Annotated in this window: 19 protein-coding genes, 1 tRNA gene and 1 pseudogene; 4 read left to right on the top strand and 17 right to left on the bottom strand. The window is 70.4% G+C overall.

The window, feature by feature from the left end:
• Window positions 1-112 precede the first annotated feature (112 nt).
• From BKA18_RS24810 to BKA18_RS24740, 15 genes are all read right to left on the bottom strand, one after another.
• Window positions 113-1,462 (bottom strand): MraY family glycosyltransferase, encoded by a 1,350-nt coding sequence (locus BKA18_RS24810; RefSeq protein ID WP_366045513.1) that lies wholly within the window; start codon window positions 1,460-1,462, stop codon window positions 113-115.
• 99 nt (window positions 1,463-1,561) lie between these two features.
• Window positions 1,562-2,941 carry a serine hydroxymethyltransferase gene (locus BKA18_RS24805; protein WP_366045514.1) on the bottom strand — a complete coding sequence of 460 codons (1,380 nt, stop codon included), beginning with the start codon at window positions 2,939-2,941 and terminating at the stop codon, window positions 1,562-1,564.
• Between the two features lie 106 nt (window positions 2,942-3,047).
• Window positions 3,048-3,722 (bottom strand): arsenate reductase/protein-tyrosine-phosphatase family protein, encoded by a 675-nt coding sequence (locus BKA18_RS24800; protein ID WP_429638608.1) that lies wholly within the window; start codon window positions 3,720-3,722, stop codon window positions 3,048-3,050.
• A complete protein-coding gene (locus BKA18_RS24795; RefSeq protein ID WP_366045516.1) occupies window positions 3,719-4,366 on the bottom strand; it encodes an L-threonylcarbamoyladenylate synthase in 648 nt (215 codons plus the stop codon). The genes BKA18_RS24800 and BKA18_RS24795 overlap by 4 nt, the downstream gene beginning before the upstream one ends.
• A 52-nt stretch (window positions 4,367-4,418) precedes the next feature.
• Window positions 4,419-5,264 carry a peptide chain release factor N(5)-glutamine methyltransferase gene (prmC, locus tag BKA18_RS24790; RefSeq protein ID WP_006603100.1) on the bottom strand — a complete coding sequence of 282 codons (846 nt, stop codon included), beginning with the start codon at window positions 5,262-5,264 and terminating at the stop codon, window positions 4,419-4,421.
• Window positions 5,265-5,359: 95 nt separating this feature from the next.
• Window positions 5,360-6,439, bottom strand: coding sequence for a peptide chain release factor 1 (prfA, locus tag BKA18_RS24785; protein ID WP_006603101.1), 1,080 nt, complete (start codon window positions 6,437-6,439; stop codon window positions 5,360-5,362).
• Between the two features lie 111 nt (window positions 6,440-6,550).
• Window positions 6,551-6,772: a 50S ribosomal protein L31 gene (gene rpmE / locus BKA18_RS24780; protein ID WP_006603102.1), complete on the bottom strand. Its 222-nt coding sequence runs from the start codon at window positions 6,770-6,772 to the stop codon at window positions 6,551-6,553.
• A 175-nt stretch (window positions 6,773-6,947) separates the two neighbouring features.
• Complete coding sequence (locus BKA18_RS24775; protein ID WP_366045517.1) at window positions 6,948-8,072, bottom strand: LCP family protein; 1,125 nt, start codon at window positions 8,070-8,072, stop codon at window positions 6,948-6,950.
• Between the two features lie 399 nt (window positions 8,073-8,471).
• On the bottom strand, window positions 8,472-10,511 hold the full coding sequence (gene rho, locus BKA18_RS24770; RefSeq protein ID WP_366045518.1) for a transcription termination factor Rho: 2,040 nt from the start codon (window positions 10,509-10,511) through the stop codon (window positions 8,472-8,474).
• Between the two features lie 386 nt (window positions 10,512-10,897).
• On the bottom strand, window positions 10,898-11,815 hold the full coding sequence (thrB, locus tag BKA18_RS24765) for a homoserine kinase (RefSeq protein WP_366045519.1): 918 nt from the start codon (window positions 11,813-11,815) through the stop codon (window positions 10,898-10,900).
• Between the two features lie 340 nt (window positions 11,816-12,155).
• Window positions 12,156-13,241, bottom strand: coding sequence for a threonine synthase (gene thrC / locus BKA18_RS24760; protein WP_366045520.1), 1,086 nt, complete (start codon window positions 13,239-13,241; stop codon window positions 12,156-12,158).
• Window positions 13,242-13,249: 8 nt separating this feature from the next.
• Window positions 13,250-14,542, bottom strand: a complete 1,293-nt coding sequence (locus BKA18_RS24755; RefSeq protein WP_366045521.1) for a homoserine dehydrogenase — start codon at window positions 14,540-14,542, stop codon at window positions 13,250-13,252.
• A 138-nt stretch (window positions 14,543-14,680) separates the two neighbouring features.
• On the bottom strand, window positions 14,681-16,072 hold the full coding sequence (gene lysA, locus BKA18_RS24750; protein WP_366045522.1) for a diaminopimelate decarboxylase: 1,392 nt from the start codon (window positions 16,070-16,072) through the stop codon (window positions 14,681-14,683).
• A gap of 25 nt (window positions 16,073-16,097) precedes the next feature.
• Window positions 16,098-17,216, bottom strand: a complete 1,119-nt coding sequence (gene nrtL / locus BKA18_RS24745) for an ArgS-related anticodon-binding protein NrtL (protein ID WP_366045523.1) — start codon at window positions 17,214-17,216, stop codon at window positions 16,098-16,100.
• A 193-nt stretch (window positions 17,217-17,409) separates the two neighbouring features.
• Entirely contained in the window at window positions 17,410-17,922 is a 513-nt protein-coding gene (locus BKA18_RS24740) for a response regulator (protein WP_429638773.1), read from the bottom strand.
• Between the two features lie 231 nt (window positions 17,923-18,153).
• Here BKA18_RS24740 and BKA18_RS24735 point away from each other — a divergent pair.
• A tRNA-Arg gene (locus BKA18_RS24735) sits at window positions 18,154-18,225 on the top strand.
• A gap of 221 nt (window positions 18,226-18,446) precedes the next feature.
• Here BKA18_RS24735 and BKA18_RS24730 read toward each other — a convergent pair.
• The gene (locus BKA18_RS24730) at window positions 18,447-18,671 is read right to left on the bottom strand and encodes a hypothetical protein (protein WP_366045525.1); all 225 of its coding nucleotides are present in this window, start codon (window positions 18,669-18,671) and stop codon (window positions 18,447-18,449) included.
• 83 nt (window positions 18,672-18,754) lie between these two features.
• Here BKA18_RS24730 and BKA18_RS24725 point away from each other — a divergent pair, with 83 nt between their 5' ends.
• A complete protein-coding gene (locus BKA18_RS24725) occupies window positions 18,755-19,096 on the top strand; it encodes a hypothetical protein (RefSeq protein WP_366045526.1) in 342 nt (113 codons plus the stop codon).
• A 167-nt stretch (window positions 19,097-19,263) separates the two neighbouring features.
• Here the strand turns inward: BKA18_RS24725 and BKA18_RS24720 are convergent, their stop codons facing one another.
• Entirely contained in the window at window positions 19,264-20,550 is a 1,287-nt protein-coding gene (locus tag BKA18_RS24720) for a cytochrome P450 (RefSeq protein ID WP_366045527.1), read from the bottom strand.
• A 775-nt stretch (window positions 20,551-21,325) separates the two neighbouring features.
• Between BKA18_RS24720 and BKA18_RS24715 the strand changes: the two genes are divergently transcribed.
• Entirely contained in the window at window positions 21,326-21,682 is a 357-nt protein-coding gene (locus BKA18_RS24715; protein WP_366045528.1) for a hypothetical protein, read from the top strand.
• Between the two features lie 158 nt (window positions 21,683-21,840).
• Window positions 21,841-23,199 (top strand): annotated as a pseudogene (locus BKA18_RS24710) (FtsW/RodA/SpoVE family cell cycle protein); the annotation flags it as partial.
• Window positions 23,200-23,311 lie beyond the last annotated feature (112 nt).

Raw genomic sequence — 23,311 nt, 5'->3', positions numbered from 1 at the left:
GTCACACCTGAGCGTGAACCTGCGCGTTAGTGCACTGACGGATCGAATTTTGTCTGGTATGGGGTCAACTGCCCCGGTTACTGATGCCCGTTCGAGCGATCAGACGCCGGGATCAGCGGTGACTGCCCGCCCTGTGGCGGTCCACGAAGCGTGACCGGTCCCCGATCGCGGTGGCGCCGTTGATGCCCGCCGGGATCGGTTCGCGCTCCCCCTCCGCCCCCTCCTCCGCCGCCGCGGAGGCCGCCGCCTCCGCGGCCGCCCCGGCCGGGTCCACCACGGCGCGGGCGAGCCGGCGGTAGCGCGGCGGCACCATGCGCTCCGCCCAGCGCGGCGCGCGCGGGGTGAAGCGCGGCAGCAGGAGGAGCACCAGGCCCACCGCGCTCAGCAGCACGATGCCCAGCACGATCCACATGCTGGCGTTGTTCGCGGAGTAGGCGACCGCACCGAAGGCGATCAGCGCCGACCAGAAGTACATGATCAGCACGGCCCGGCTGTGCGAGTGCCCGATCTCCAGCAGGCGGTGGTGCAGATGGCCGCGGTCGGCGGCGAACGGCGACTGGCCCTGCCACGTACGCCGCACGATCGCCAGGAGCAGGTCGGCGACCGGCACCGCGATGACCGTCAGCGGCAGCAGCAGCGGAATGTAGACCGGCACCATCGCATGGGTCGCCTCCCGCAGACCGCCGGCCTTCACGTTGAGCAGATCGGGGTCGACCTGGCCGGTCACCGAGACCGCGCCGGCGGCCATCACCAGGCCGATCAGCATCGAGCCCGAGTCCCCCATGAAGATCCGCGCCGGGTGCATGTTGTGCGGCAGAAAGCCCAGGCACATGCCCATCAGAACGACCGAGAACAGGGTTGCGGGCGCGGCCGCCTCGATGCCATAGCCGAACCACATCCGGTAGGCGTACATGAAGAACGCCGCGGCCGCGATGCACACCATGCCGGACGCGAGGCCGTCCAGGCCGTCCACGAAGTTCACCGCGTTGATGGTGATGACGACCAGCGCGACGGTCAGCAGCGTGCCCTGCATCGGCGTCAGCGAGACCGTGCCGACACCGGGGATGGGGATCCACAAGATCGTCAGACCCTGCAGGACCATCACGCCCGCGGCGATCATCTGGCCGCCGAGCTTGACCAGCGCGTCCACGCCCCACTTGTCGTCCAGGACGCCGAGGATCCAGATCAGCGCGGCGCCCGACAGCAGCGCCCGGGGCTCGTTGGTCTCGAAGACGCTCTTGAGGTTGGTCAGATGCGAGGCCACCAGCAGACCGGCGCACAGCCCGCCGAACATGGCGATCCCACCGAGCCGCGGGGTCGGCTCACGGTGCACATCACGCGCGCGGATCTCCGGCATCGCACCGGCCGCGATCGCGAACTTCCGCACCGGCCCCGTCAGCAGGTAGGTCACCGCGGCCGTGACGCACAGCGTCAGCAGGTATTCACGCACGGGCTGCCCCATCGGTATAGCTGGCCATCACAGCCCCACACCCTATGCGTGTCCGCCCCCTGGCCGTGAATACAGGGGAAGACGCAGGACACCGGCGAACGGTTCCGGCCGTCACCCTTGATCGGGATATGGCGGAAAGGCATGGACCAAAGCGACAGTCCCGGAACGGGCCGCCGGGTCCTCCTCCAGCGCCGCCACGATCAGCCCGGCGACCTGCGCCATCTCCGCCTCGCCCATCCCCTGGGTGGTCACCGCCGCGGTGCCCAGCCGGATGCCGGTCCGGCGGTCCGCCGTCTCCTCGGCGCACGGCAGGGCGCAGGTGTCCAGGACGATCCCCGCGGCGGCCAGCCGGCCTCGGGCGGTGCGCGCGTCCAGGCCGAGCGGGGCGGTATCAGCGGTGATCAGATGGGTGTCGGTGCCACCGGTGGTGATCGTCAGACCGTGCCCGGCCAGCGCCTCGGCGAGCGCGCGGGCATTGGCCGTGACCTGGTGGGCGTACGCGCCGAAGGCGGGCGTGGCGGCCTCCGCGAAGGCGACGGCCTTGGCGGCGACGGCGTTCATCTGCGCACCCCCCTGGCTGAACGGGAACACCGCACGGTCGATGCGTTCGGCCAGCTTCGCCCCGCACAGGATCAGCCCGCCGCGCGGCCCGCGCAGCACCTTGTGTGTGGTTGCGCACACCACATGGGCGTACGGCACGGGACTGGGCGCCGCTCCCCCGGCGATCAGGCCGAGCGGATGGGCGACGTCGGCGATCAGATAGGCGCCGGTCTCGTCGGCGATGTCCCGGAAGGCGGCGTAGTCGATGTGCCGGGGATAGGAGATCGAGCCGCAGACGATGGCCTTGGGCCGGCGGGCGCGGGCCAGGTCGCGGATCGCGTCGTAGTCGAGGAGCTCGGTCTCCTCGTCGACGCCGTAGCCGGCGAAGTCGAACCAGCGGCCGGAGAAGTTGGCGGGCGAGCCGTGGGTGAGGTGTCCGCCGTGCGGGAGGGCCATGGCCAGGACGGTGTCACCGGGGCGCAGCAGGGCGGCGTAGGCGGCCAGAACGGCCGAAGACCCGGAGTGGGCCTGGACGTTGGCGTGTTCGGCGCCGAAGAGGGCCTTGGCGCGCTCCACCGCGATCCGCTCGGCGAGGTCGACGATCTCGCAGCCGCCGTGGTGCCGGGCGCCCGGATAGCCCTCGGCGTATTTGTTGCCCAGAGGGGAGCCGAGGGCGGCGAGGACGGCCGGTGAGGTGAAGTTCTCCGCAGCGATCAGCTGGAGCCCGTCGCTCTGCCGGGCGCTCTCGCCGAGCAGCACGCCGGCGATCTCGGGGTCCTGGCGCAGCAGGGCGGCGAAGTCCGGGGAGCCGGCCGGCCGGGTGACGTCGTCCCGGGCGGCGGCCCGGGCGCGGTCCTCGACGGACTCCGACGGGGCGGCGCCGGCCTGCCCGGTGGTCCGGGAAGCGGCGGCCGGGGTCTCGCTGCGGGGTGACGCGGTGGTGGCAGGCATCGCTTGCTCCGGGCCTCGTACGGGGACGTAGTCCCAATGTAGGCGCGGCAGGGCGATCGGGCGCGGTGTGCGGGCCGACAGGGTCCACGCCCGCGCCCAGGGGCCGTCAGGCCCGCGCCGGGAGTCCCGTGAGGGCGGTGACGACCGGGTCTAGGGCCTGGTTGATCTCGTCGCCGATGGAGCGGAAGAAGGTGATGGGGGCACCGTAGGGGTCGTAGACCTCGTCGGACTCCGGGTTGGGCGCCAGCAGCCAGCCGCGCAGCGCCGCGGCGGCGCCGACCAGCGCACGGGCGCGCTCGACCAGCCCGCCGTCCGGCAGGTCCGGGTCGGGATCGGGCAGGGTGGCGGGGTCTATGGCCCGCACCAGCCGGTTGAATTCCTTGAGGGTGAAGGTGCGCAGCCCCGCGGAGTGGCCCATGGAGATGACCTGGGCGCGGTGGTCGCGGGTCGCCGTGAGCACCAGGTCGGCGCGGATGACGTGCTCGTCGAGCAGCTCACGGCCGAGGAAGCCGGCCGGATCGGCGCCGTAGTCGGTGAGCACGGTCGCGGCGTGGGTCTCCATCGGGGCGCCCTCGTGCCCCCAGGTGCCGGCGCTCTCCACCAGCAGCCCGCCGCTGCGGGCCGTGCCGAGCCGCAGTTCCAGGGCATGGCGGTGCAGCCGCTCGGTGATCGGTGAGCGGCAGACGTTGCCGGTGCTGACGTGGAGAATCCGGAAAACGGATGCAGAGGGGAGAGAGCCGTCGCCTGGTCCCGCTATGCCACGCCCAAGGGGCGCCATCAATTGGCCACCTCGAGCTCGGGTACCACCTTGCGCAGCTCTTCCGCACTGATCGCGCCCGCGCGCAGCAGCACCGGGACCTTGCCGGTGACATCGACGATCGAGGACGGCACCGCGGCCGGGGTCGGGCCGCCGTCGAGGTAGACGGAGACCGAGTCGCCCAGCATCTCCTGTGCGGCGTCGCAGTCCTGCGGGGAGGGGTGGCCGGTGAGGTTGGCGCTGGAGACGGCCATCGGGCCGAACTCGGTCAGCAGCTCGATCGCGACGGGGTGCAGCGGCATCCGCACCGCGACCGTGCCGCGGGTCTCGCCCAGGTCCCAGGTCAGCGAGGGCTGATGCTTGGCGACGAGGGTGAGCGCGCCGGGCCAGAAGGCGTCGACCAGCTCCCAGGCCTGCTCGGAGAAGTCGGTGACCAGGCCGTGCAGAGTGTTGGGGGACCCGACCAGGACCGGGGAGGGCATCCCGCGGCCGCGGCCCTTGGCCTCCAGCAGGTCGCCGACGGCCTCGGCGCTGAAGGCGTCCGCGCCGATGCCGTAGACGGTGTCGGTCGGCAGCACGACCAGCTCACCGCGGCGGACGGCCGAGGCGGCCTCGCGCAGACCGGTGGTGCGGTCGGTCGCGTCGCTGCAGTCGTATCGCCGTGCCATCAGCGGTCCTCCTGGTGCCGAACGGTTGGGGGGTTCGTCGGGGCGGCGGTCGTCATGGCGTCGCCCGGCGTGCGGTGGCGAAACGGGGCCTGTTGTTGAGGTCCGGGTGGTCGGCCGCGTCGGCCCAGCCCCGCTCCTCGGTGAAGATCCACGGAACCTGTCCGCCCTGGGTGTCGGCGTGCTCGATGACGACCACGCCGCCGGGCCGCAGCAGGCGGTGTGCGGTCCGCTCGATGCCACGGATGGTGTCCAGGCCGTCCTGGCCCGAGAACAGCGCGAGCTCGGGGTCGTGGTCGCGGGCCTCGGGTGCGACGTACTCCCACTCGGTCAGCGGGATGTACGGCGGGTTGGAGACGACCAGGTCGACCTGCCCGTCCAGTTCGGGAAGCGCGGTCAGCGCGTCGCCGTGATGGAGAACGACGCGGGACCCCTCGACGTTCTTGCGGGCGTAGTCCAGCGCCTGCTCGGACAGCTCCACGGCGTGCACCCGCGAGCGCGGGACCTCCTGCGCCAGGGCCAGCGCGATGGCCCCCGAGCCGGTGCACAGATCGACGATCAGCGGCTCGACGACGTCCATGGCCCGTACGGCGTCTATCGCCCAGCCGACCACCGACTCGGTCTCCGGGCGGGGCACGAACACCCCTGGCCCGACGGCGAGTTCGAGGTAGCGGAAGAACGCCCGCCCGGTGATGTGCTGGAGCGGCTCACGGGCCTCGCGGCGGGCGACGGCCTCCCAGTAGCGGGCGTCGAAGTCCGCGTCGGTGACGTGGTGCAGTTCACCCCGTTTGACGCCGTGCACGAACGCGGCGAGTTCCTCGGCGTCGAAGCGCGGCGAGGGCACACCGGCGTCGGCCAGCCGCTGGGTGGCCTGGGCCACCTCGGCGAGCAGAAGGTTCACGGGGCCTTCCTCCTAGTGCGCTGCGTCTTCATTGTGCGGTCCGCGGCCGGCCGGGGGTGCGGTCCTGCGGCCGGTACGTACCGGCTCGCGCGGGCTTACTGGGCGGCGGCGAGCTTGGCGGCCGAGTCGGCGTCGACACAAGCCTGGATGACCGGATCGAGCTCGCCGTCGAGCACCTGGTCCAAGTTGTACGCCTTGAAGCCGACGCGGTGGTCCGAGATGCGGTTTTCCGGGAAGTTGTACGTACGGATGCGCTCGGAGCGGTCGACCGTACGGACCTGGCTGCGCCGGGCGTCGGAGGCCTCGCGTTCGGCCTCCTCCTGGGCGGCGGCCAGTAGCCGGGAGCGCAGGATGCGCATCGCCTGCTCCTTGTTCTGGAGCTGGCTCTTCTCGTTCTGGCAGGAGACGACGATGCCGGTGGGCAGGTGCGTGATGCGGACCGCGGAGTCGGTGGTGTTGACGGACTGGCCGCCGGGCCCGGAGGAACGGTAGACGTCGATCCGCAGGTCGTTGGCCACGATCTCGACCTCGACCTCCTCGGCCTCGGGCGTGACCAGCACACCGGCCGCGGAGGTGTGGATGCGGCCCTGCGATTCGGTGGCGGGCACCCGCTGCACGCGGTGCACCCCGCCCTCGTACTTCAGGCGCGCCCAGACTCCCTGCCCCGGCTCGGTGGCACCGCCGCCGCCCTTGGTCTTCACGGCGACCTGGACGTCCTTGTAGCCGCCGAGGTCGGACTCGTTCGCGTCCAGGATCTCGGTCTTCCAGCCGACCCGCTCGGCGTAGCGCAGATACATCCGCAGCAGATCGCCGGCGAACAGCGCGGACTCCTCGCCGCCCTCGCCGGCCTTGACCTCGAGGATGACGTCCTTGTCGTCGCTGGGGTCGCGCGGGACCAGCAGCAGCCGCAGCTTCTCGGTCAGCTGCTCGCGCTGGGCGTCGAGCACCTTGACCTCGTCGGCGAACTCCGGGTCGTCCTGGCTGAGTTCGCGCGCGGTCTCGATGTCGTCACCGGTCTGCTTCCAGCCGCGGTACGTCGCGATGATCGGGGTCAGCTCGGCGTAGCGCTTGTTGAGCCGCATGGCCTCGCGCTGGTCGGCGTGGACCGCGGGGTCGGCCAGCCGCTTCTCGAGATCGGCGTGCTCGCCGATCAGTTCTTCGACCGCCTCGAACATCGTGGGTTCCTCTGCTGGCTGGGACTACCGGGGGCCTGGACGACGCAAACAAAGACGCCGGTCCGGTCACCCCTGAGCAGGGGCGACCGGAGACCGGCGCCTTGAGGGTCGCTACTTCTTGGCAGCGGCGCCCTTGCCGAAGCGGGCCTCGAAGCGGGCCACGCGGCCGCCCGTGTCCATGATCTTCTGCTTGCCCGTGTAGAACGGGTGGCACTCGGAGCAGATGTCGGCGCGGATGTTGCCGCCGGCGACCGTGCTACGGGTGGTGAAGGACGCGCCACAGGTGCAGCTGACCTGGGTCTCGACGTACTCCGGGTGGATGTCGCGCTTCAAGGGATTCTCCTAGGTTCGGGAGTGCACCGGGTCGTGTCGCGGGTTGCGTCACGTGAACCGGGGCCGACGGTCCAGTCTGCCAGGACTAGCCGTATCTCCCAAAACCGGGGTGGAGCCGCGGCTATTCCCGGGCCGCTCCGGGGGGCCGGTGGCCCCCCTCGACCGCGGCGTCCGGCTACTTCACGTACCGGTCCGTGCCGCCCTGGTCACCGGCCGAGCCCTTGGTCGCGGACTTGGGGATCTCCTTGTCCTGCCGCAGCGCGTCCCAGACCAGCCGGCTCTGCTTCTCCAGCGGCACCACCCGGTCGGGGTTGGCCTTGTCGTACGTGACCGGCAGCGTGACCATGTTGATGTTGTCCGACCCGATGTTGCCCAGGCTCTTGGCCAGCCCGGTCAGTTCGCTGACCGAATTGAGGTCGGTGTCGGTGGTGATGGCCTTGGTGGCCGTGTCGGCGATGTCGTAGAGCTTGGTGGGGTTGGTGAGCACCCCGACGTTCTTGACCTGGTTCATCAGGGCCTTGAGGAACGTCTGCTGGAGCTGGATACGGCCCAGGTCGCTGCCGTCGCCGCCGGGGACGCCGTGCCGGGTGCGGACCAGGGCGAGCGACTGCTCGCCGTTGAGGGTGTGCTTGCCGGCCGGCAGATGCAGATGGCTGCTGTTGTCGTCGATCGACTTCTTGGTGGTGACGTCCACCCCGCCCAGCGCGTCGATGAGCTTCTTGAAGCCGGTGAAGTCGACCTCGATGAAGTGATCCATCCGGGTCCCGCTGATCGACTCGACGGTCTTCACGGCGCAGGCCGGGCCGCCGACCTCGAACGCGGTGTTGAACATCGCCCGCTGTTGCCCGGGGATGTCCTTGCCGTTGGTGGTGCAGTCCGGGCGCTTGACCAGGGTGTCGCGCGGGATGCTGACCACGCTGGCCTTCTTGTGGCCCTTGTAGACGTGCACGATCATCGCCGTGTCGGACCGCGCGCCGCCCTCGTCCTTGCCGTACTCACCGTTCTTGCCGGCCCGGGAGTCGGAGCCCATCACGAGGATGTCCATCGAGCCGTTGTCGACGTTCTGCGGCCGGTCGTGCCCGAGGGCGGAGTTGATGTCGACGCCCTTCAGATTGCCGTTGAGCTTGAAGTAGACGTAGCCGAGACCGGCACCACCGAGGAGTACGACGCTGACCAGCGTGCACAGGGTGATGGTCAGTATCCGGCGGCGCCGGGTGGGCCCTTTGCGCCGACGGCCCGTGGCGCGTATGCCGCGGGCACGGCTTTCGGCCGTGTTCGCGGTCCCGTTGCTGTCCGCCATCTGCTCCTCAGTCCTCGTTCGCTCGGCTGCGCCCCGCCGCCACCGGACAGCGCGCTGTCATGCCCGGGTCGCCCTGTCAGACGGGAGGTTGAGGGGAAGGGTTGCACAGCGAGTCATGAGCGCTTTCTTAGAAAGCCGCCGCGGGCCGAACCGCCCGCCCGGGACCTTCGTCCTGCTCACCTGGACTTTCGTCCCGTTTTCCGCCATGGCCGAAACCGGGTGGGTTGCAGTGGATCTGTGCGGAACGTCTCAAACCCGGCGTCCGCCCGCCCCGCCCGGACGCGGTGCAGGTCACAGCGCCGCCCGCGGCCCGCCCGCAGACAGCGGGCAGCACGAAGCCCCCCTCACCTGGAGCGGCGAGAGGGGCTTCGGGGACGGCGCCGGACGCGCCCTCGGGCGTCAGTCGTTGCCGTTGCCCGCGGTCGGCGTCGTCTTCTGGATCTGCAGCAGGAACTCCGCGTTGGACTTCGTCTGCTTCATCTTGTCCAGCAGCAGCTCGATGGCCTGCTGCTGGTCCAGGGCGTGCAGCACCCGGCGCAGCTTCCACACGATGGCCAGCTCGTCGCTGCCCATGAGGATCTCTTCCTTACGGGTGCTGGACGCGTCCACGTCCACCGCCGGGAAGATGCGCTTGTCCGAGAGCTTGCGGTCGAGCTTGAGCTCCAGGTTGCCGGTGCCCTTGAACTCCTCGAAGATCACCTCGTCCATCCGCGAGCCGGTCTCGACCAGCGCGGTGGCCAGGATGGTCAGCGAACCGCCGTCCTCGATGTTGCGCGCGGCGCCGAAGAAGCGCTTCGGCGGGTAGAGCGCGGTCGAGTCGACACCACCGGACAGGATGCGGCCGGAGGCCGGGGCGGCCAGGTTGTACGCACGTCCCAGACGGGTGATCGAGTCCAGCAGGACGACCACGTCGTGGCCCAGCTCGACCAGGCGCTTGGCGCGCTCGATGGCCAGCTCGGCGACGGTGGTGTGGTCCTCGGCCGGGCGGTCGAAGGTCGAGGAGATGACCTCGCCCTTGACCGACCGCTGCATGTCGGTGACCTCTTCGGGACGCTCGTCGACGAGGACGACCATCAGGTGGCACTCGGGGTTGTTGCGGGTGATCGAGTTGGCGATCGCCTGCATGATCATGGTCTTGCCGGTCTTCGGCGGGGCCACGATCAGACCGCGCTGGCCCTTGCCGATCGGGGTGACCAGATCGATGATCCGGGTCGTCAGCCCGCCCGACTCACCCTCCAGGCGCAGCCGCTCCTGCGGGTACAGGGGCGTCAGCTTCCCGAACTCCGGCCGCCCGCGGCCCTGTTCGGGCGCCACGCTGTTGACCGTGTCGAGGCGGACCAGCGCGTTGAACTTCTCGCGCCGCTCGCCGTCCTTGGGCTGGCGGACCGCGCCGGTGACGTGGTCGCCCTTGCGCAGGCCGTTCTTGCGGACCTGGGCGAGCGAGACGTACACGTCGTTCGGGCCCGGCAGGTAGCCGGAGGTCCGGATGAAGGCGTAGTTGTCGAGGATGTCGAGGATGCCCGCGACGGGGATCAGGACGTCGTCCTCGGAGACCTGCGGCTCGTTGCCGAAGTCCTCGCGGCCGCCGCGACGGCCCCGGCGGTCGCGGTAGCGCCCGCGACGGCCCCGGCGGCCGCCCTCGAAGTCGTCGTCGTCGTCATTGCGGCGATCGCGCTGACGCTGGCCGCCCTGACCGCCCTGGCCGCCGTCGCCGGCGTCGCCCTTGCGGCGGTCGCCGCGGTCGCGCTGGCGCTGGCCGCGGTCCCCGCGGTCGCCCTTCTGGCCGCGGTCCTGGCGGTCCCCGCGCTCCTGGCGCTCGCCGCTCTTGCCGGGGCGGCCCTCGCCGGTCTCCTGGGGGGAGACCGCGGTGTCGGTCCTGGCCTCGGTCTTGATCTCGGTCTTCGCCTCGACCTTGGTGTCGGTCTTGAGGTCGCCGGAAGCGGCCTCGGGGCTGCCCGCGGCGGCCGTGGCACGGCGCCGGCGGCGCTCGCCGGCCGGCTGCTCGTCGCTGACGGGCTGGCCGGGGATGTCGATCTGCTGCTGGGCCCCGGCCTTGTCGGCGGCCTTGTCGCCCTTGTCGGACTTGGCTGCCTTGCCGGCGGCCTGCTCCCCGCCGTCCTCGCCGGTACGGGCCTTGGAGGTCGTACGGCGCTTGGGCTTGGTCTCGGTGTCGGCGGGCGCGTCGGCCTTGGCGCCGGAGCCCGAGCCCGTGGCCTGCTTCTCCTTGATGACCTCGATCAGCTGGCTCTTGCGCATCCGCGCGGTGCCCTTGATACCGAGGCCGGAGGCGACCTGCTGCAGCTCTGCCAGGACCATGCCGTCAAGGCCGGTGCCGGAACGGCGGCGCCGCGTGGTTGCAGGCGCGGCGGGAGCGTCCGTGGCGGGCGCGGTGGCACTGCCATCGGTACGCGCGCCCATCAGATCGGTGGTGTCGCTCACGAAGGGTCCTTCCCTGGAGCGGGCGTCGGCCTGTCTGGCTCGGCGACCGGTTGTGCTGTCCGGCTGGGTCCTTGGTCTGGTGGACCGGGCCGGGGCGGTGGTCCCGCCGGAAATGGCGGAGAGATCAGTTCATGGCGCCGGCGTGAGGAGATGCAGAGTGGCCATTCACCACGCCGATTCCGGAGCGTGCTCACTTCCGCTCAGGCAATTGCCGGCTTTGACAATTGCGCCCAGCAGATTGGGAGGCTCCCGGAAGAAAGTGGTCCCGATGGGGGACACGAAGCACCGCGCCACTCAGGCGTCGAGTACTGACTTGAGGTTAACACTACCGGATCCAACAAACATTCCCCCTCTCCAAGACCGGCAATCGTCGGCCACCTGCGTGCTCACCCGGCGAGCGGCAGTACGCAGGCGCCCGCCGCGTCGAGGGCCAGGCGGTTTGCCGCCCACCCCTCGCCCGCCAGTGCCGCGACCTTGTCGGCCGCCGCGTCCTCCACCAGCGCGAGCACCGTCGGGCCCGCACCGGACACGACTGCGGGGACGCCGTCCACGCGCAGCCGGTTCACCAGGGCCACGCTCTCCGGCATCGCGGGAGCGCGGTATTCCTGGTGGAGTCGGTCCTCGGTCGCGGCGAGCAGCAGCTCGGGGCGCCTGGTCAGGGCCTCGACGAGCAGTGCGGCGCGGCCGGCGTTGGCCGCGGCGTCCACATGCGGGACGGTGCGCGGCAGCAGTCCGCGGGCGGTCTCGGTGAGCACCGGCTTTCCGGGCACGAAGACCACCGGAACGATGGAATCGGCGGGATCCATCCGGATCGCGCGGGCGGTGCCGGAGTCCATCCAGGCGAGCGTGAAACCGCCCAGCAGACAGGCGGCGACGTTGTCGGGGTGGCCCTCGATCTCGGTGGCCAGCTCCAGCAGTGCGGTGTCGTCGAGCTTTTGCTCGCCGCCTATCGTCACGGCGCGCGCGGCGACGATGCCGGCGCAGATGGCGGCCGAGGAGGACCCCAGGCCGCGGCCGTGCGGGATGCGGTTGGCGCAGACGATTTCCAGGCCGCGCGGCTGCCCGCCGAGCAGATCGAAGGCGGTGCGCATCGACCGGACGAGCAGATGGCTCTCGTCGCGGGACAGGGTGTCGGCGCCCTCACCTGCGATGTCGATGTGCAGCCCGGAGTCGGCGACGCGCACCACGACATCGTCGTACAGGCCCAGGGAAAGACCCAGGGCATCGAAGCCGGGACCGAGATTGGCGCTGGTAGCGGGGGTGCGCACCCGGACGGCGGCGGCGCGGAACGCGGGACCGGCCATCGCTCGATGACTCTCCTTGATTGATGCTGCGGTACTGCCCCGGAGCGCCGCGGCACCGAGGCGCCCGGCCGGCTCATGGGGACCGTTCTGACCTGCCCTGCACACCACTGCGTCATGCCGTGGGGAGGGGAGTTGCTGCCAGCCTATCGAAGGAAGGTTCTGTCGCGACATAGGGCGCACAGGAGGCGCACGATGCGTGTCGCGCGCTGCGCCGTGCACCAGCGTCGCTTTCCCTGGACTTTGCAGCCTTTGCACAATTTGCTGTGCGGGAGGTGACGGGACGCTCACCGCGCCCCGCCACCGGGTGCCGTACACGCAGGTCCACGCGTACGGCGGGGTCCTAGACGAGGCCGAGGCGCTCGGCAGCGGCGCCCGCGTCGACCGGGACCGTGACCGGCTGCGGCGCACCGGCCACCGCCCAGTCCGGGTCCTTGAGGCCGTTGCCGGTGACCGTGCAGACGATGCGCTGGCCGGGGTCGACCTTGCCCTCCTCGGCGGCCTTGAGCAGACCGGCGACCGACGCGGCCGAGGCGGGCTCCACGAAGACGCCCTCCTGCGCGGCCAACAGGCGGTAGGCGGACAGGATTTGACGATCGGTCACGTCGTCGATGAAGCCGCCGGACTCGTCCCGCGCCCGCTCGGCGTTCGCCCACGAGGCGGGGTTTCCGATGCGGATCGCGGTGGCGATGGTCGTCGGGTCCTTGACGACCTCGCCGCGCACGATCGGGGCGCTGCCGGAGGCCTGGAAGCCCCACATGCGCGGGGTGCGGGAGGCGATGCCGTCGGCCGCGTACTCCTGGTAGCCCCGCCAGTACGCGGTGATGTTGCCGGCGTTGCCGACGGGCAGCACGTGGATGTCCGGCGCATCGTCGAGCATGTCGACGATTTCGAAGGCCGCGGTCTTCTGGCCCTCGATACGAACCGGATTGACGGAGTTCACAAGTGCGACGGGGTAGTTGTCGGACAGCCGGCGGGCCAGCGTCAGGCAGTCGTCGAAATTTCCGTCGACCTGGAGAATCTTTGCGCCGTGCACCAGGGCCTGGCCCATCTTGCCGAGCGCGATCTTGCCCTGCGGGACGAGCACCGCACAGACCATGCCCGCGCGGACCGCGTAGGCGGCGGCCGAGGCGGAGGTGTTGCCGGTGGAGGCGCAGATGACCGCCTTGGCGCCCTCCTCCTTGGCGCGGGTGATCGCCATCGTCATGCCGCGGTCCTTGAAGGAACCGGTGGGGTTGGCGCCCTCGACCTTGAGGTGCACCTCACACCCGGTGCGCTCGGAGAGGACCTGGGCCGGTACGAGGGGTGTGCCGCCCTCCCGGAGGGTGACGACCTCGGTCGTGTCGCTGACCGGGAGGCGGTCGCGGTATTCCTCGATGATTCCGCGCCACTGACGACTCGTCGTGGTCACGGTGGAATTGGCTGACATGGGTTCCTCTACTCCCCTTCGACCCGCATGATGCTGGCGACACCGCGGACGGTGTCGAGCTCGCGCAGTGCCACGACGGTCGACGACAGGGCCGCATCCGCCGCCCGGTGGGTGACGATGACGAGCGATGCCTCGCCGTCCTTGCCCTGCTGACGGACCGTATCGATCGATACGCCGTGTTCGGCGAAGATGGTCGCGACCTGCGCGAGAACACCGGGCTTGTCGGCCACGTCGAGACTGATGTGGTACCGCGTGATGACCGCGCCCATGGGGCTGACCGGCAGCCGTGTGTAGGCGGACTCGCCGGGCCCGGTGGTGCCGGAGAGCTTGTTGCGGCAGACCGCCACGAGGTCGCCGAGGACCGCGGAGGCGGTGGGCGAACCGCCCGCGCCGGGTCCGTAGAACATCAGCTGACCGGCCGCGTCGGCCTCGATGAAGACCGCGTTGTACGCCTCTCGGACGGAGGCGAGCGGATGCGTCAGCGGAATCATCGCGGGGTGCACCCGCGCGGTGACGGACGCGCCGTCCGCGGCCCGCTCGCAGATCGCCAGCAGCTTGACCGTGCACCCCATCCGCTTGGCGGAGGCGATGTCGGCGGCGGTGACCTCCGTGAGGCCCTCGCGGTGCACATCGTCGATGGTCACCCGGGTGTGGAAGGCGATGCCGGCGAGGATCGCGGCCTTGGCGGCGGCGTCGAAGCCCTCGACGTCGGCGGTCGGGTCGGCCTCCGCGTAGCCCAGCGCGGTCGCCTCGTCCAGCGCCTCGCTGTAGCCCGCGCCGGTCGAATCCATCTTGTCGAGAATGAAATTGGTCGTGCCGTTGACGATGCCGAGCACCCGGTTGACCTTGTCGCCGGCCAGCGACTCGCGCAGCGGCCGCACCAGCGGGATCGCACCGGCGACGGCGGCCTCGTAATACAGATCCGCGCCCTTGGCCTCGGCGGCCGCGTGCAGCGCCGCGCCGTCCGCCGCGACCAGCGCCTTGTTGGCGGAGACCACGCTCGCGCCGTGCTCGAACGCGGTGGTGATCAGCGTGCGGGCCGGCTCGATACCGCCGATCACCTCGATCACGACATCAATGTCGCCGCGTTTGACCAGTGCGGTGGCATCGGTGGTGATCAGGTCGGCCGGGACGCCCTCGCGCACCTTGTCGGGGCGGCGGACGGCGATCCCGGCGAGCTCCACGGGCGCACCGATGCGGGCGGCGAGATCGTCGGCGTGCGTCGTCATGATGCGCGTCACCTCTGAGCCGACAACACCACAGCCCAGGAGCGCCACCTTCAGCGGACGCGTACGCATCATTCGACCTCTGCTTCTCATCGATCAGCGATTTTCGGCTTGCTTCATGCACCAGTCTCACGCACCGGACGGCGGTTTCCGTCCGTCGTCCAGATGCCGAGACATTTATTTCATCCCGGGTCGGGGCCCGGCGATCCGGCCCTAGCCGACGTCCAACCGCAGGAGATCTTCCTCCGTCTCCCGCCGGACGATCACCCTGGCCGCACCGTTCCTGACAGCTACGACCGGCGGCCGCAGCGAGTGGTTGTAGTTGCTCGCCATGGAACGGCAGTACGCACCGGTGGCCGGCACCGCGAGCAGGTCCCCGGGCGCCACGTCGGCCGGCAGGAAGGCGTCGCGTACGACGATGTCCCCGCTCTCGCAGTGCTTGCCGACCACCCGCGACAGCATCGGCTCGGCGTCCGAGGTCCGCGAGACCAGGGCCACGCTGTACTCCGCGTCGTACAGCGCGGTGCGGATGTTGTCCGACATCCCGCCGTCCACGGACACATACGTCCGCAGCCCCTCCAGCTCCTTGACCGTGCCGACCTCGTAGAGCGTGAACGCCGTCGGCCCGACGATCGCCCGCCCGGGCTCGACCGACAGCCGCGGCACCGCCAGCCCCGCCGCCGCGCACTCGCGGCTCACGATGTCGCCCAGCGCCGCCGCGATCTCGTGCGGCTCGCGCGGGTCGTCGTCCGAGGTGTACGCGATGCCGAGCCCACCGCCCAGATCGATCTCGGGCAGCTCGATGCCGTGCTCGTCGCGCACTTCGGTCAGCAATTGCACGACACGGCGGGCGGACACTTCAAATCCGGCCATGTCGAAGATCTGCGACCCGATATGGCTGTGAATTCCGATGAGTTCCAGGCCGTCCAGCTTGAGCGCGCGCCGTACGGCCTCTGCCGCCTGGCCGCCCGCCAGCGCGATGCCGAACTTCTGGTCCTCGTGCGCGGTCGCGATGAATTCGTGCGTATGCGCCTCGACACCGACCGTGACCCGGATCTGCACCCGCTGGCGCTTGCCCAGCCGCTCCGCGATGTGCGCGACTCGCACGATCTCCTGGAACGAGTCGAGCACGATCCGCCCGACCCCCGCCTCCACGGCGCGGGTGATCTCCTCGGTGCTCTTGTTGTTGCCGTGCAATGCGATCCGCTCGGCCGGCATGCCCGCCGCCAGCGCCGTCGCCAGCTCGCCGCCGGAGCAGACGTCGAGGTTCAGCCCCTCCTCGTGCAGCCAGCGCACGATGGCCCGCGACAGGAAGGCCTTCCCGGCGTAGAACACATCGGCCCCCGGCCCGAAGGCGTCCTTCCAGGCCCGGCAGCGCGCCCGGAAGTCGTCCTCGTCGAGGAAGTACGCCGGCGTACCGAACTCCTCGGCGAGCGCGGTGACGTCCAGCCCGCCGACGGTGACCACACCGTCGGCATTGCGCTGGACCGTACGCGACCAGACCCGCGGGTCAAGCGTGTTGAGATCGGCGGGCGGCCCGGCGTAGTGCCCCTCGGGCAACACATCGGCGTGCCGGGGCCCTGCGGGGTGCGCGGAACGACTCATAGCGGAGAGATCCCCTCAAAATGGTTCAGAGGTATTCGGGAGCGGAGATGCCGAGCAGACGCAGGCCGTTGGCGAGCACCGTCCCTGCGGCTTCGGCAAGCGCCAGCCGGGCCCGGTGCACGGCCAAGGGTTTCTGCTCCCCGACGGGCAGTGGCGGAAAGTCGTCGTGCCAGCGGAAGAACGCATCCGCGGTCGCCTCCAGATGCCGCACCACCCGGTCCGGCGCCCGCAGCCGCGCGGCGGCCTCGATGGCGGAGGGATAGGTGGCGAGAAGAGTGAGCAGCCCCTGAAGCGTCCGGCCCGCGGGGGCGGCCTGCGTTCCGGCGGGCTCACCGGACCCGAACCGTCGCGCCGCCTCGTCCGGGACCCCCGAGGCGCCCTCGGCCACCGGAAGCCCCACATCCCCCGGCTCCCCCGAAAACCCCAGCTCACCCGCGTTCCGCAGCAGCGCCCGAGCCCGGGCGTGCGCGTACTGCACCCGGAACCGTGGATTGCTCTCCCGCTGCACGGGCCGCTCCGGCACCCGCACCGGATCATGCGCGGCCGGCCGCAACAGCACCCAGCGCGCTTCATCGGAGCCCAGACGGGCGAGGAGGGCGACGAGGTCGGGCGGGTGGGGGACGGGGAGCGCACACCTGCGGGCCGGTGCGCCGGCCGCCGCCTCGATCCGCGCCAACGCCTCGGCCACGACCACCTCACGCGCATCGGAACCGGCCACGGCACCGTCGGCAGGAGCGGAACCGTCGACCGAACCGGCTTCTGCCGTCCGGGTGCTCCGGGCACTCAGGTTGGTCCGGGCACTCCGGTCCCCGTATCCGCTCCCCTGCGCCAGCACTTCCCGCACCAGGGCGATCTGCGCCTCGTCCCCCAGCGTGAAATTCAAGAACCCGGGCCCGGCGATCTCGACCCGGGCGATCCCGGGACTCCCGGCCAGCCGCTTCCGCAGAATCTCGGCCACCTCGCGGGCCGGCCGGCCCGCCGGCTTGGCGAGCTGCAGCGCGACATTGGAGGCATAGTCCCCACACCCGGGCCGCGGCGACGGCCGCACCACGATCCGCGCCGGCACGGACACGGAGAGCTCCTGCTCCTCCACCGCACCACGCACGGAGCGCAGGACGGTACGGGAGAGCTCAGCGGGGGTCACAGGACAAGCGTATGGGAGACCCGGGGTACCTATGCGACCCGGTTTCGCCCTGTGGACACTCTGCGTATCGATCCACATAGCGATCCGCCGAACGACCCGGGACGATCACCCCTATTCCGTCCCTACTCGGCCGGACGAACCGCGCATCCCGTCGCCCGCTCTACAACGAGCCCTCCGGCACGTCTCCGTCCCCCTACTCCCCACCCGCATCCACCACACCCACCCCACCGGACGTCGCGACCCCACCGGACGAAGCACCACGCTCCGTCGCTCCCCCGCCCCCGTCGCTTTCCCCGTCCTCGTCCTCGGTCCCGCCCTCGGGCCCATGCTGCCGTTGCCGGCCCTCACGCACCAGCTTGCCCACGGTCCGCACCAGCTCGGCCGGCTCGAACGGTTTCGCAAGGAACGCGTCCACCCCCACCGACTCCCCGTTGTCCACCTCGCCTTGGGTGCAGGCACTGACGATGGCGATAGGGATGTCCCACGTCCGCGGATCGGAACGCAAGCGCGCCGCGGTGTGCAGACCGTTGAGCCGCGGCATCACGACATCAAGGGTCACGACATCAGGTCTCACGTGGTGCACGACATCCAGACACTCGGCACCATCAGCCGCGGTCACGACCTCGAAGCCCTCCAGCTCGAGATTGACCCTGATCAACTGGCGGATCACCTTGTTGTCATCGACAACAAGGATCCGACCGGACAAGCCAGGCACACCATGAGACTAGGGCCCCACCTGCGACTGCGTCCCGGTTTTCCCCACTTCCGCCCCCGTGTGAAGGACCTTTCCCCGACCGCTACCCACCACCCGGCACCCATGCGCTAGGGACCGGTGAGCGCCCCACCCGCACCCTCCCCACCTCCCGCCAAACCTGTTCATGAACACCCCATCAGAGCTGGTAGGGTTCTACCCGTCGCCGCACAAACCGGCGACAACGCCCCCGTAGCTCAGGGGATAGAGCAACGGCCTCCGGAGCCGTGTGCGCAGGTTCGAATCCTGCCGGGGGCACCCAGGAAGTGGAACGAGATCGGGAACGCGTATCGGTCTCGGGACCCGGGTGCCATGATCGGACGCCAGCATTTCGGTGCGGGCGTCCGATTTTTTGTTGTCCTGGACAGGCCCGCGGGCGGGGCGGGCCGGTTCACGGTTGCCGGCCGTCGCCCGGCGCCCGCCGCTCGCCGAGCCGCCGGGCCGGCGCGGCCGCCACACACCCGGCCTCGTCCAGGCGATCAACCGGCTGACCGCTGCCTCTCCGTCCACGCGTCGCCGTGGCTCGGATGCATCGCTGGGACGTCCGGCGCGCCGAGGAGGCTCCTCGCGGGGTCAGGCTGCCGGGTGTCGGGACCGAGGCCTTCCTCGCCCTGCCAGACGAGTTGCTTGTCGCCCGTCGCCAGTTCGCTGGACTCGCGGTCCGCCAGTTCGGCGCCGGGCCCTGCCGGAGGCTTCGTCGCCACGCCGCAAGTACGACGCCGACAACGCTTACACGATCGAAGGAAACACCAACGACAACGGTTCGTTCGAAGGCAACGGCGTGTACATGAAAACCCGCCCTCGTAGGGACGGTTTCCTCTACGGCTACGGGCTGCCGGCCTTCACGGAAGGCGTCGTCACGGCCGACCCCGGCTTGAAGGACAAACCCGGCTTCACGTACCGGGCCACCGCCTCGTCCGGTGCGGCCGGTTCGCCCCCTACGACGCCCGTCGAAACCGCCCTGCCGTGGGTGTCCTCGAACCAGCTCATCTGGGCGGCCACCCACTCCGTGGCCCAGCAGCGGGCCGTGGAGCCCGGCAACAGCAACCCCGCGGACGATGTGGCGCTGGTGCAGGACGGGCTGGAGAAGGTCATGGGCGTCACCGTGGGCGACCCGCACGGCGGATGACGGACGGTGCAGCCGTCAGCGCTGGGGCAATCAACCCGAAAGACGTGACGTTCAATCGGCATGTGAGCGGCGGCACCCCAATCTCGCCTCGAAGATCCGGCAGTTCGACCCCAACCGGACGGGCGGGGGCTACTGACAGCGAGGAATCCTGACCGACCTCCCTGCGCTCAGCCGTTCAACCGCACCGGGAGTGACTCGATGCCGTACACGATCGAGAGCTTGCGGAATTCCAGGTCCTCCGGGGTGGCGGCGAGGCGCATGCGGGGGAAGCGGCGTACCAGGGCCGGGTAGGCGGCGCGGAGTTCCATGCGGGCCAGTTCGGCGCCCACGCAGCGGTGGATGCCGTAGCCGAAGGCGAGGTGGGAGGGGACGTTGCGGGAAGGGTCGAACTGTTCCATGTCCGGGCCCAGTTTGCCGTCGCGGTCCGCACCGCTCAGGGAGCACAGCACCACATCTCCCGCGGCGATCTGGACACCGCCGATTTCCAGGTCCTCGCGGGCGAAGCGCGGGAAGGCGACCTGTACGACGGTCAGGTAGCGGAGCAGTTCCTCGACATAGCGGTCGACGACGTCGTCGCCGTCGTGCAGGGCCGCGAAGTGCTTGGGGTCCTGGAGGAGGACCAGGGCGCCGAGCGCCAGCATGCTGGCGGTGGTTTCGAAGCCGCCGGTCAGGACGCCGTCGGCGAGGCCCGCCAACTCTTCGTCGCTGACCGAATCGCCGTGTTCCTGCACGATCATCCCGAGCAGACCGTCACCCGGGTTTTCACGCTGCTTCTTGACGATGTCCCGGAAATAGGAAAGGGATTCCGATATGGCACCGAAGGAGGCGTTTGCACCGCTGAAAAGATCGAAGCGGGCGGCACTGAGGCGTTCGAAGTCGGCGCGGTCTTCATAGGGGACGCCGAGGAGTTCGCAAATGACGAGGGAGGGGATAGGGAGGGCGAAAAGTTGGACGATGTCGACCGGGTCGCCGTCCTTGCCCGCCTTTTCCATGGCGTCGAGCTGCTCTTCGACGATCTCGTGGATGCGGGGGGTGAGCCGGCTGAGGCGGCGCATGGTGAATTCCGGCGTCAGAAGGCGGCGGAGGCGGGTGTGCACGGGCGGGTCGGCGAATCCGAGTCCGCCGGGGTTCTGTTCGGCACCCGCGCCGGCCTTGCCGACGAGGTTGGTGAAGTCCGAACTGAAGGCACCGGCCTTCCCCAGTACCGCCTTGACCTCGTCATAGCCGGTGACCAGCCAGACGTTGGCGGCTATGGGTACGGGAAGCCGACTGATGGACTCCTTCTCCCGGACGGCCGCCAAATCGCCCACCGGGTCGAGACCATCGCGCCGCAATGGCATCAGGACGGACTCGGGCAAGAAAGACATTCGAGACAGGTCGAATCCTTTCCTGCGCGTTCTCGCCAGATACATACGGCCGGCCCAGGCGATGATCCGGGAACGGAGAGTCGTCATGACGCTAATACTGCCTTTCGTCGAGGGGGTCGGTCACCCGCGCTCCGCGGCCCACGGCGGCCGGGAGAGCACGGAACCTCCGCTCGGCGTGCACGGGTGTGACGTACGCCATAGCCCCTCGCTCACGGTGGTCATGGCTCAGGTCCATGCCATCGACCGGAGTCTTCGGTCGTCCGCATCAGCGTGACGAGCTCGGCCTCGGCCTTCTTCTTCTATTCGGTCTGGACGAGTTTACAAAGTGCCATTGGGCGCGTTCGCGGAACAACCCGGAACGGCCCTGAGCGACCCCTGGGGCGTCCCTGATTCTTCCCTTAGGCATGGCCGCGACCCCCGCCACTCCCACACCCCTGCGCACCCCGCCCCAAGGCGGTAACCGGTTGCAGGTCCGACCACGGGACCGGGGCACCGCGTACGGACAGCCCAACCGCGCCCCGGTGAAGGCCGGTTGGGGGTCACCTCGCGGCGCCGGGAGCGTGCGGGCGGCCCGGCGAGGACGGGCCGGGGCACCCCGCCGCCCCCCTTACCCACCGTGATGAGTTGCGGACCCTCCGGGGTCTCCTTAGCGTGAAGGAGAGCGAGAGAAGTCGGCAGGGCGTGCCGCCGGAGCGCGGCGCGCGGCAGGCAGTAGCCGCACTCGCAGCCGGGGAAGGGTGCGAGGAGCACCGCGCCGGCGGGGCCCCGGCCCCGGCCCGTCCGTCAGGTGACGCCCGGTGACACCACTCGATCCACCCCGCAGGGACTCCCCTGAGGCTCTCCCCTTCGCAGGAGGAAGCGTATGTTTCCGAGGTCGAAGACAGGCAAGATCGGTGCGTTCGCCCGTTGCGTGCTGTCCGGTGCGCTGACCGGGGCCGTCGTGGCCGGCCCGGCACAGGCTGCCGACGACGAGGACGATCTCGCCCCGTACGAGGGCCGCGTCGTCGCCAAAAGGGGTGTGGTGCTGCGCACGGGGCCGAGCTACGACTACCGCGCGGTCGGATCGAAGCGCTACGGGACGGTGGTGGCGATCGCCTGCCGGCTCAACGGGCAGAAGGTCGAGGGCAACCCGGTCTGGTACAGGCTCAGCGATGCCTCGTACGCCTGGTCCTCCGTGCGCCACATCGTGCATGACGGGGAGGACCCCCGCTGGTGTTGAGGGGGCCGGGCGGGGGCACCCCGAGGGGTGCCCCCGAGGTAGCCCCGGGCCCGCGTCCGGGGCGTACGCGGCCCGTGCACGCCCGCGCACCCCGAACGTCGCATCCGACATAACGGAAATAACGGTCGCCGCTTGCTACGTTGCCAGGCATGACGGCAATGGCAAGGGCGGCCGCCGCGCGCCCGTTGGACACTCCCCCACCGTTGCCGCTACTGCCCAAGCGACGGGGCATCGAACTGGCCCTCCTGGTAGGCGCCGTTCTCATCAGCGTCTGCGGGTACGTCGTCGTGGGACTCACCCGGTGGCACGCCCTGCCGGGCGGTGCGGTTCGCTACGGCGCGGGGCTCGGCGGACTCGCGCTGCTCGCGCATCTCGCCGTCCGCTTCCGCGCCCCGTACGCAGATCCGCTGCTGCTGCCCACCGCGGTGCTGCTCAACGGGATCGGGCTGGTCCTGATCTTCCGCCTCGATCTGGACACCCCGGGAAACCACGCCGCGCCCACCCAGCTGGTGTGGTCGACGGTCGGTTTCCTGCTCTTCATCGGCGTGGTGGTGCTGCTGCACGACCACCGGACGCTGCAGCGGTACGCCGCACGGTGTGCGGGGCTCGCGCTGCTGCTCATGGCGGCGCCGATCCTCTTCCCCGCCGTCAACGGGGCGAAGATCTGGATCCGGCTCGCCGGATTCTCCATCCAGCCGGGTGAGTTCGCCAAGGTGCTGATCACCGTCTTCTTCGCGGCCTATCTTGCGGCCAACCGCGGCGTACTGGCGCGCACCGGGCGCAGTATGGGGCGGCTGCAGCTGCCCGCCGGAAGGGTGCTCGGGCCGGTCGTGGCGATCTGGCTGGTCAGCGTGGCCGTCCTGGTCCTCGAACGCGATCTGGGGACCTCGCTGCTGTTCTTCGGGATCTTCGTCGTCCTGCTGTACGTGGCCACCGGGCGGACCGGCTGGATCGCGGTCGGGCTGCTCCTGGCGGGCATCGGGGCGGCCGCCGTCGGCACGCTGGAGCCGCATGTGCACAGCCGGGTCGAGGACTGGCAGCACCCGTTCGCCGGGATCGCGGCGGGTCAGGGGCCCGGTCAGCTCGCCCAGTCGCTGTTCGCGTTCGCGGCCGGCGGGATGTTCGGCACCGGCCTCGGCCAGGGGCACTCGTATCTGATCGGCTTCGCGATGAAGTCCGACTTCATTCTGGCGACGTTCGGCGAGGAACTCGGGCTGGCCGGGCTGACCGCGCTGTTTCTGCTGTACGCGCTGCTGGTGGCCCGTGGCTATCGGGCCGCGCTCGGGCTGCGGGACCCGTTCGGCAGCCTGCTGGCCGTGGGCCTCGCGGCGCTGCCCGCGCTTCAGGTCTTCGTCATCGCGGGCGGGGTGATGGGGCTGATTCCGCTGACGGGGATGGCGATGCCGTTCCTCGCGCAGGGCGGGTCCTCCGTCGTCACCAACTGGATCATCGTCGCGCTGCTGCTGCGGATCAGCAATCGGGCGCGGACGCCACGGGCGGAGGGGGGCGAGAGCGGCAGCAAGGAGGGGAGTGCGGCGGCCGATGTCGAGGGCGCGGCGACCGGACCTCCGGCGCACGCGGCGGGTCAGGGGCCGGTCAGCGAGGCGGCCAACGAGGCGGCGCGGGACG

Source organism: Streptomyces auratus (genome assembly GCF_050433025.1).
Taxonomy (GTDB): Bacteria; Actinomycetota; Actinomycetes; order Streptomycetales; family Streptomycetaceae; genus Streptomyces; species Streptomyces sioyaensis.
Note: the sequence above shows the minus strand (reverse complement) of the source record. Positions and strands in the feature narration are given on the sequence as shown.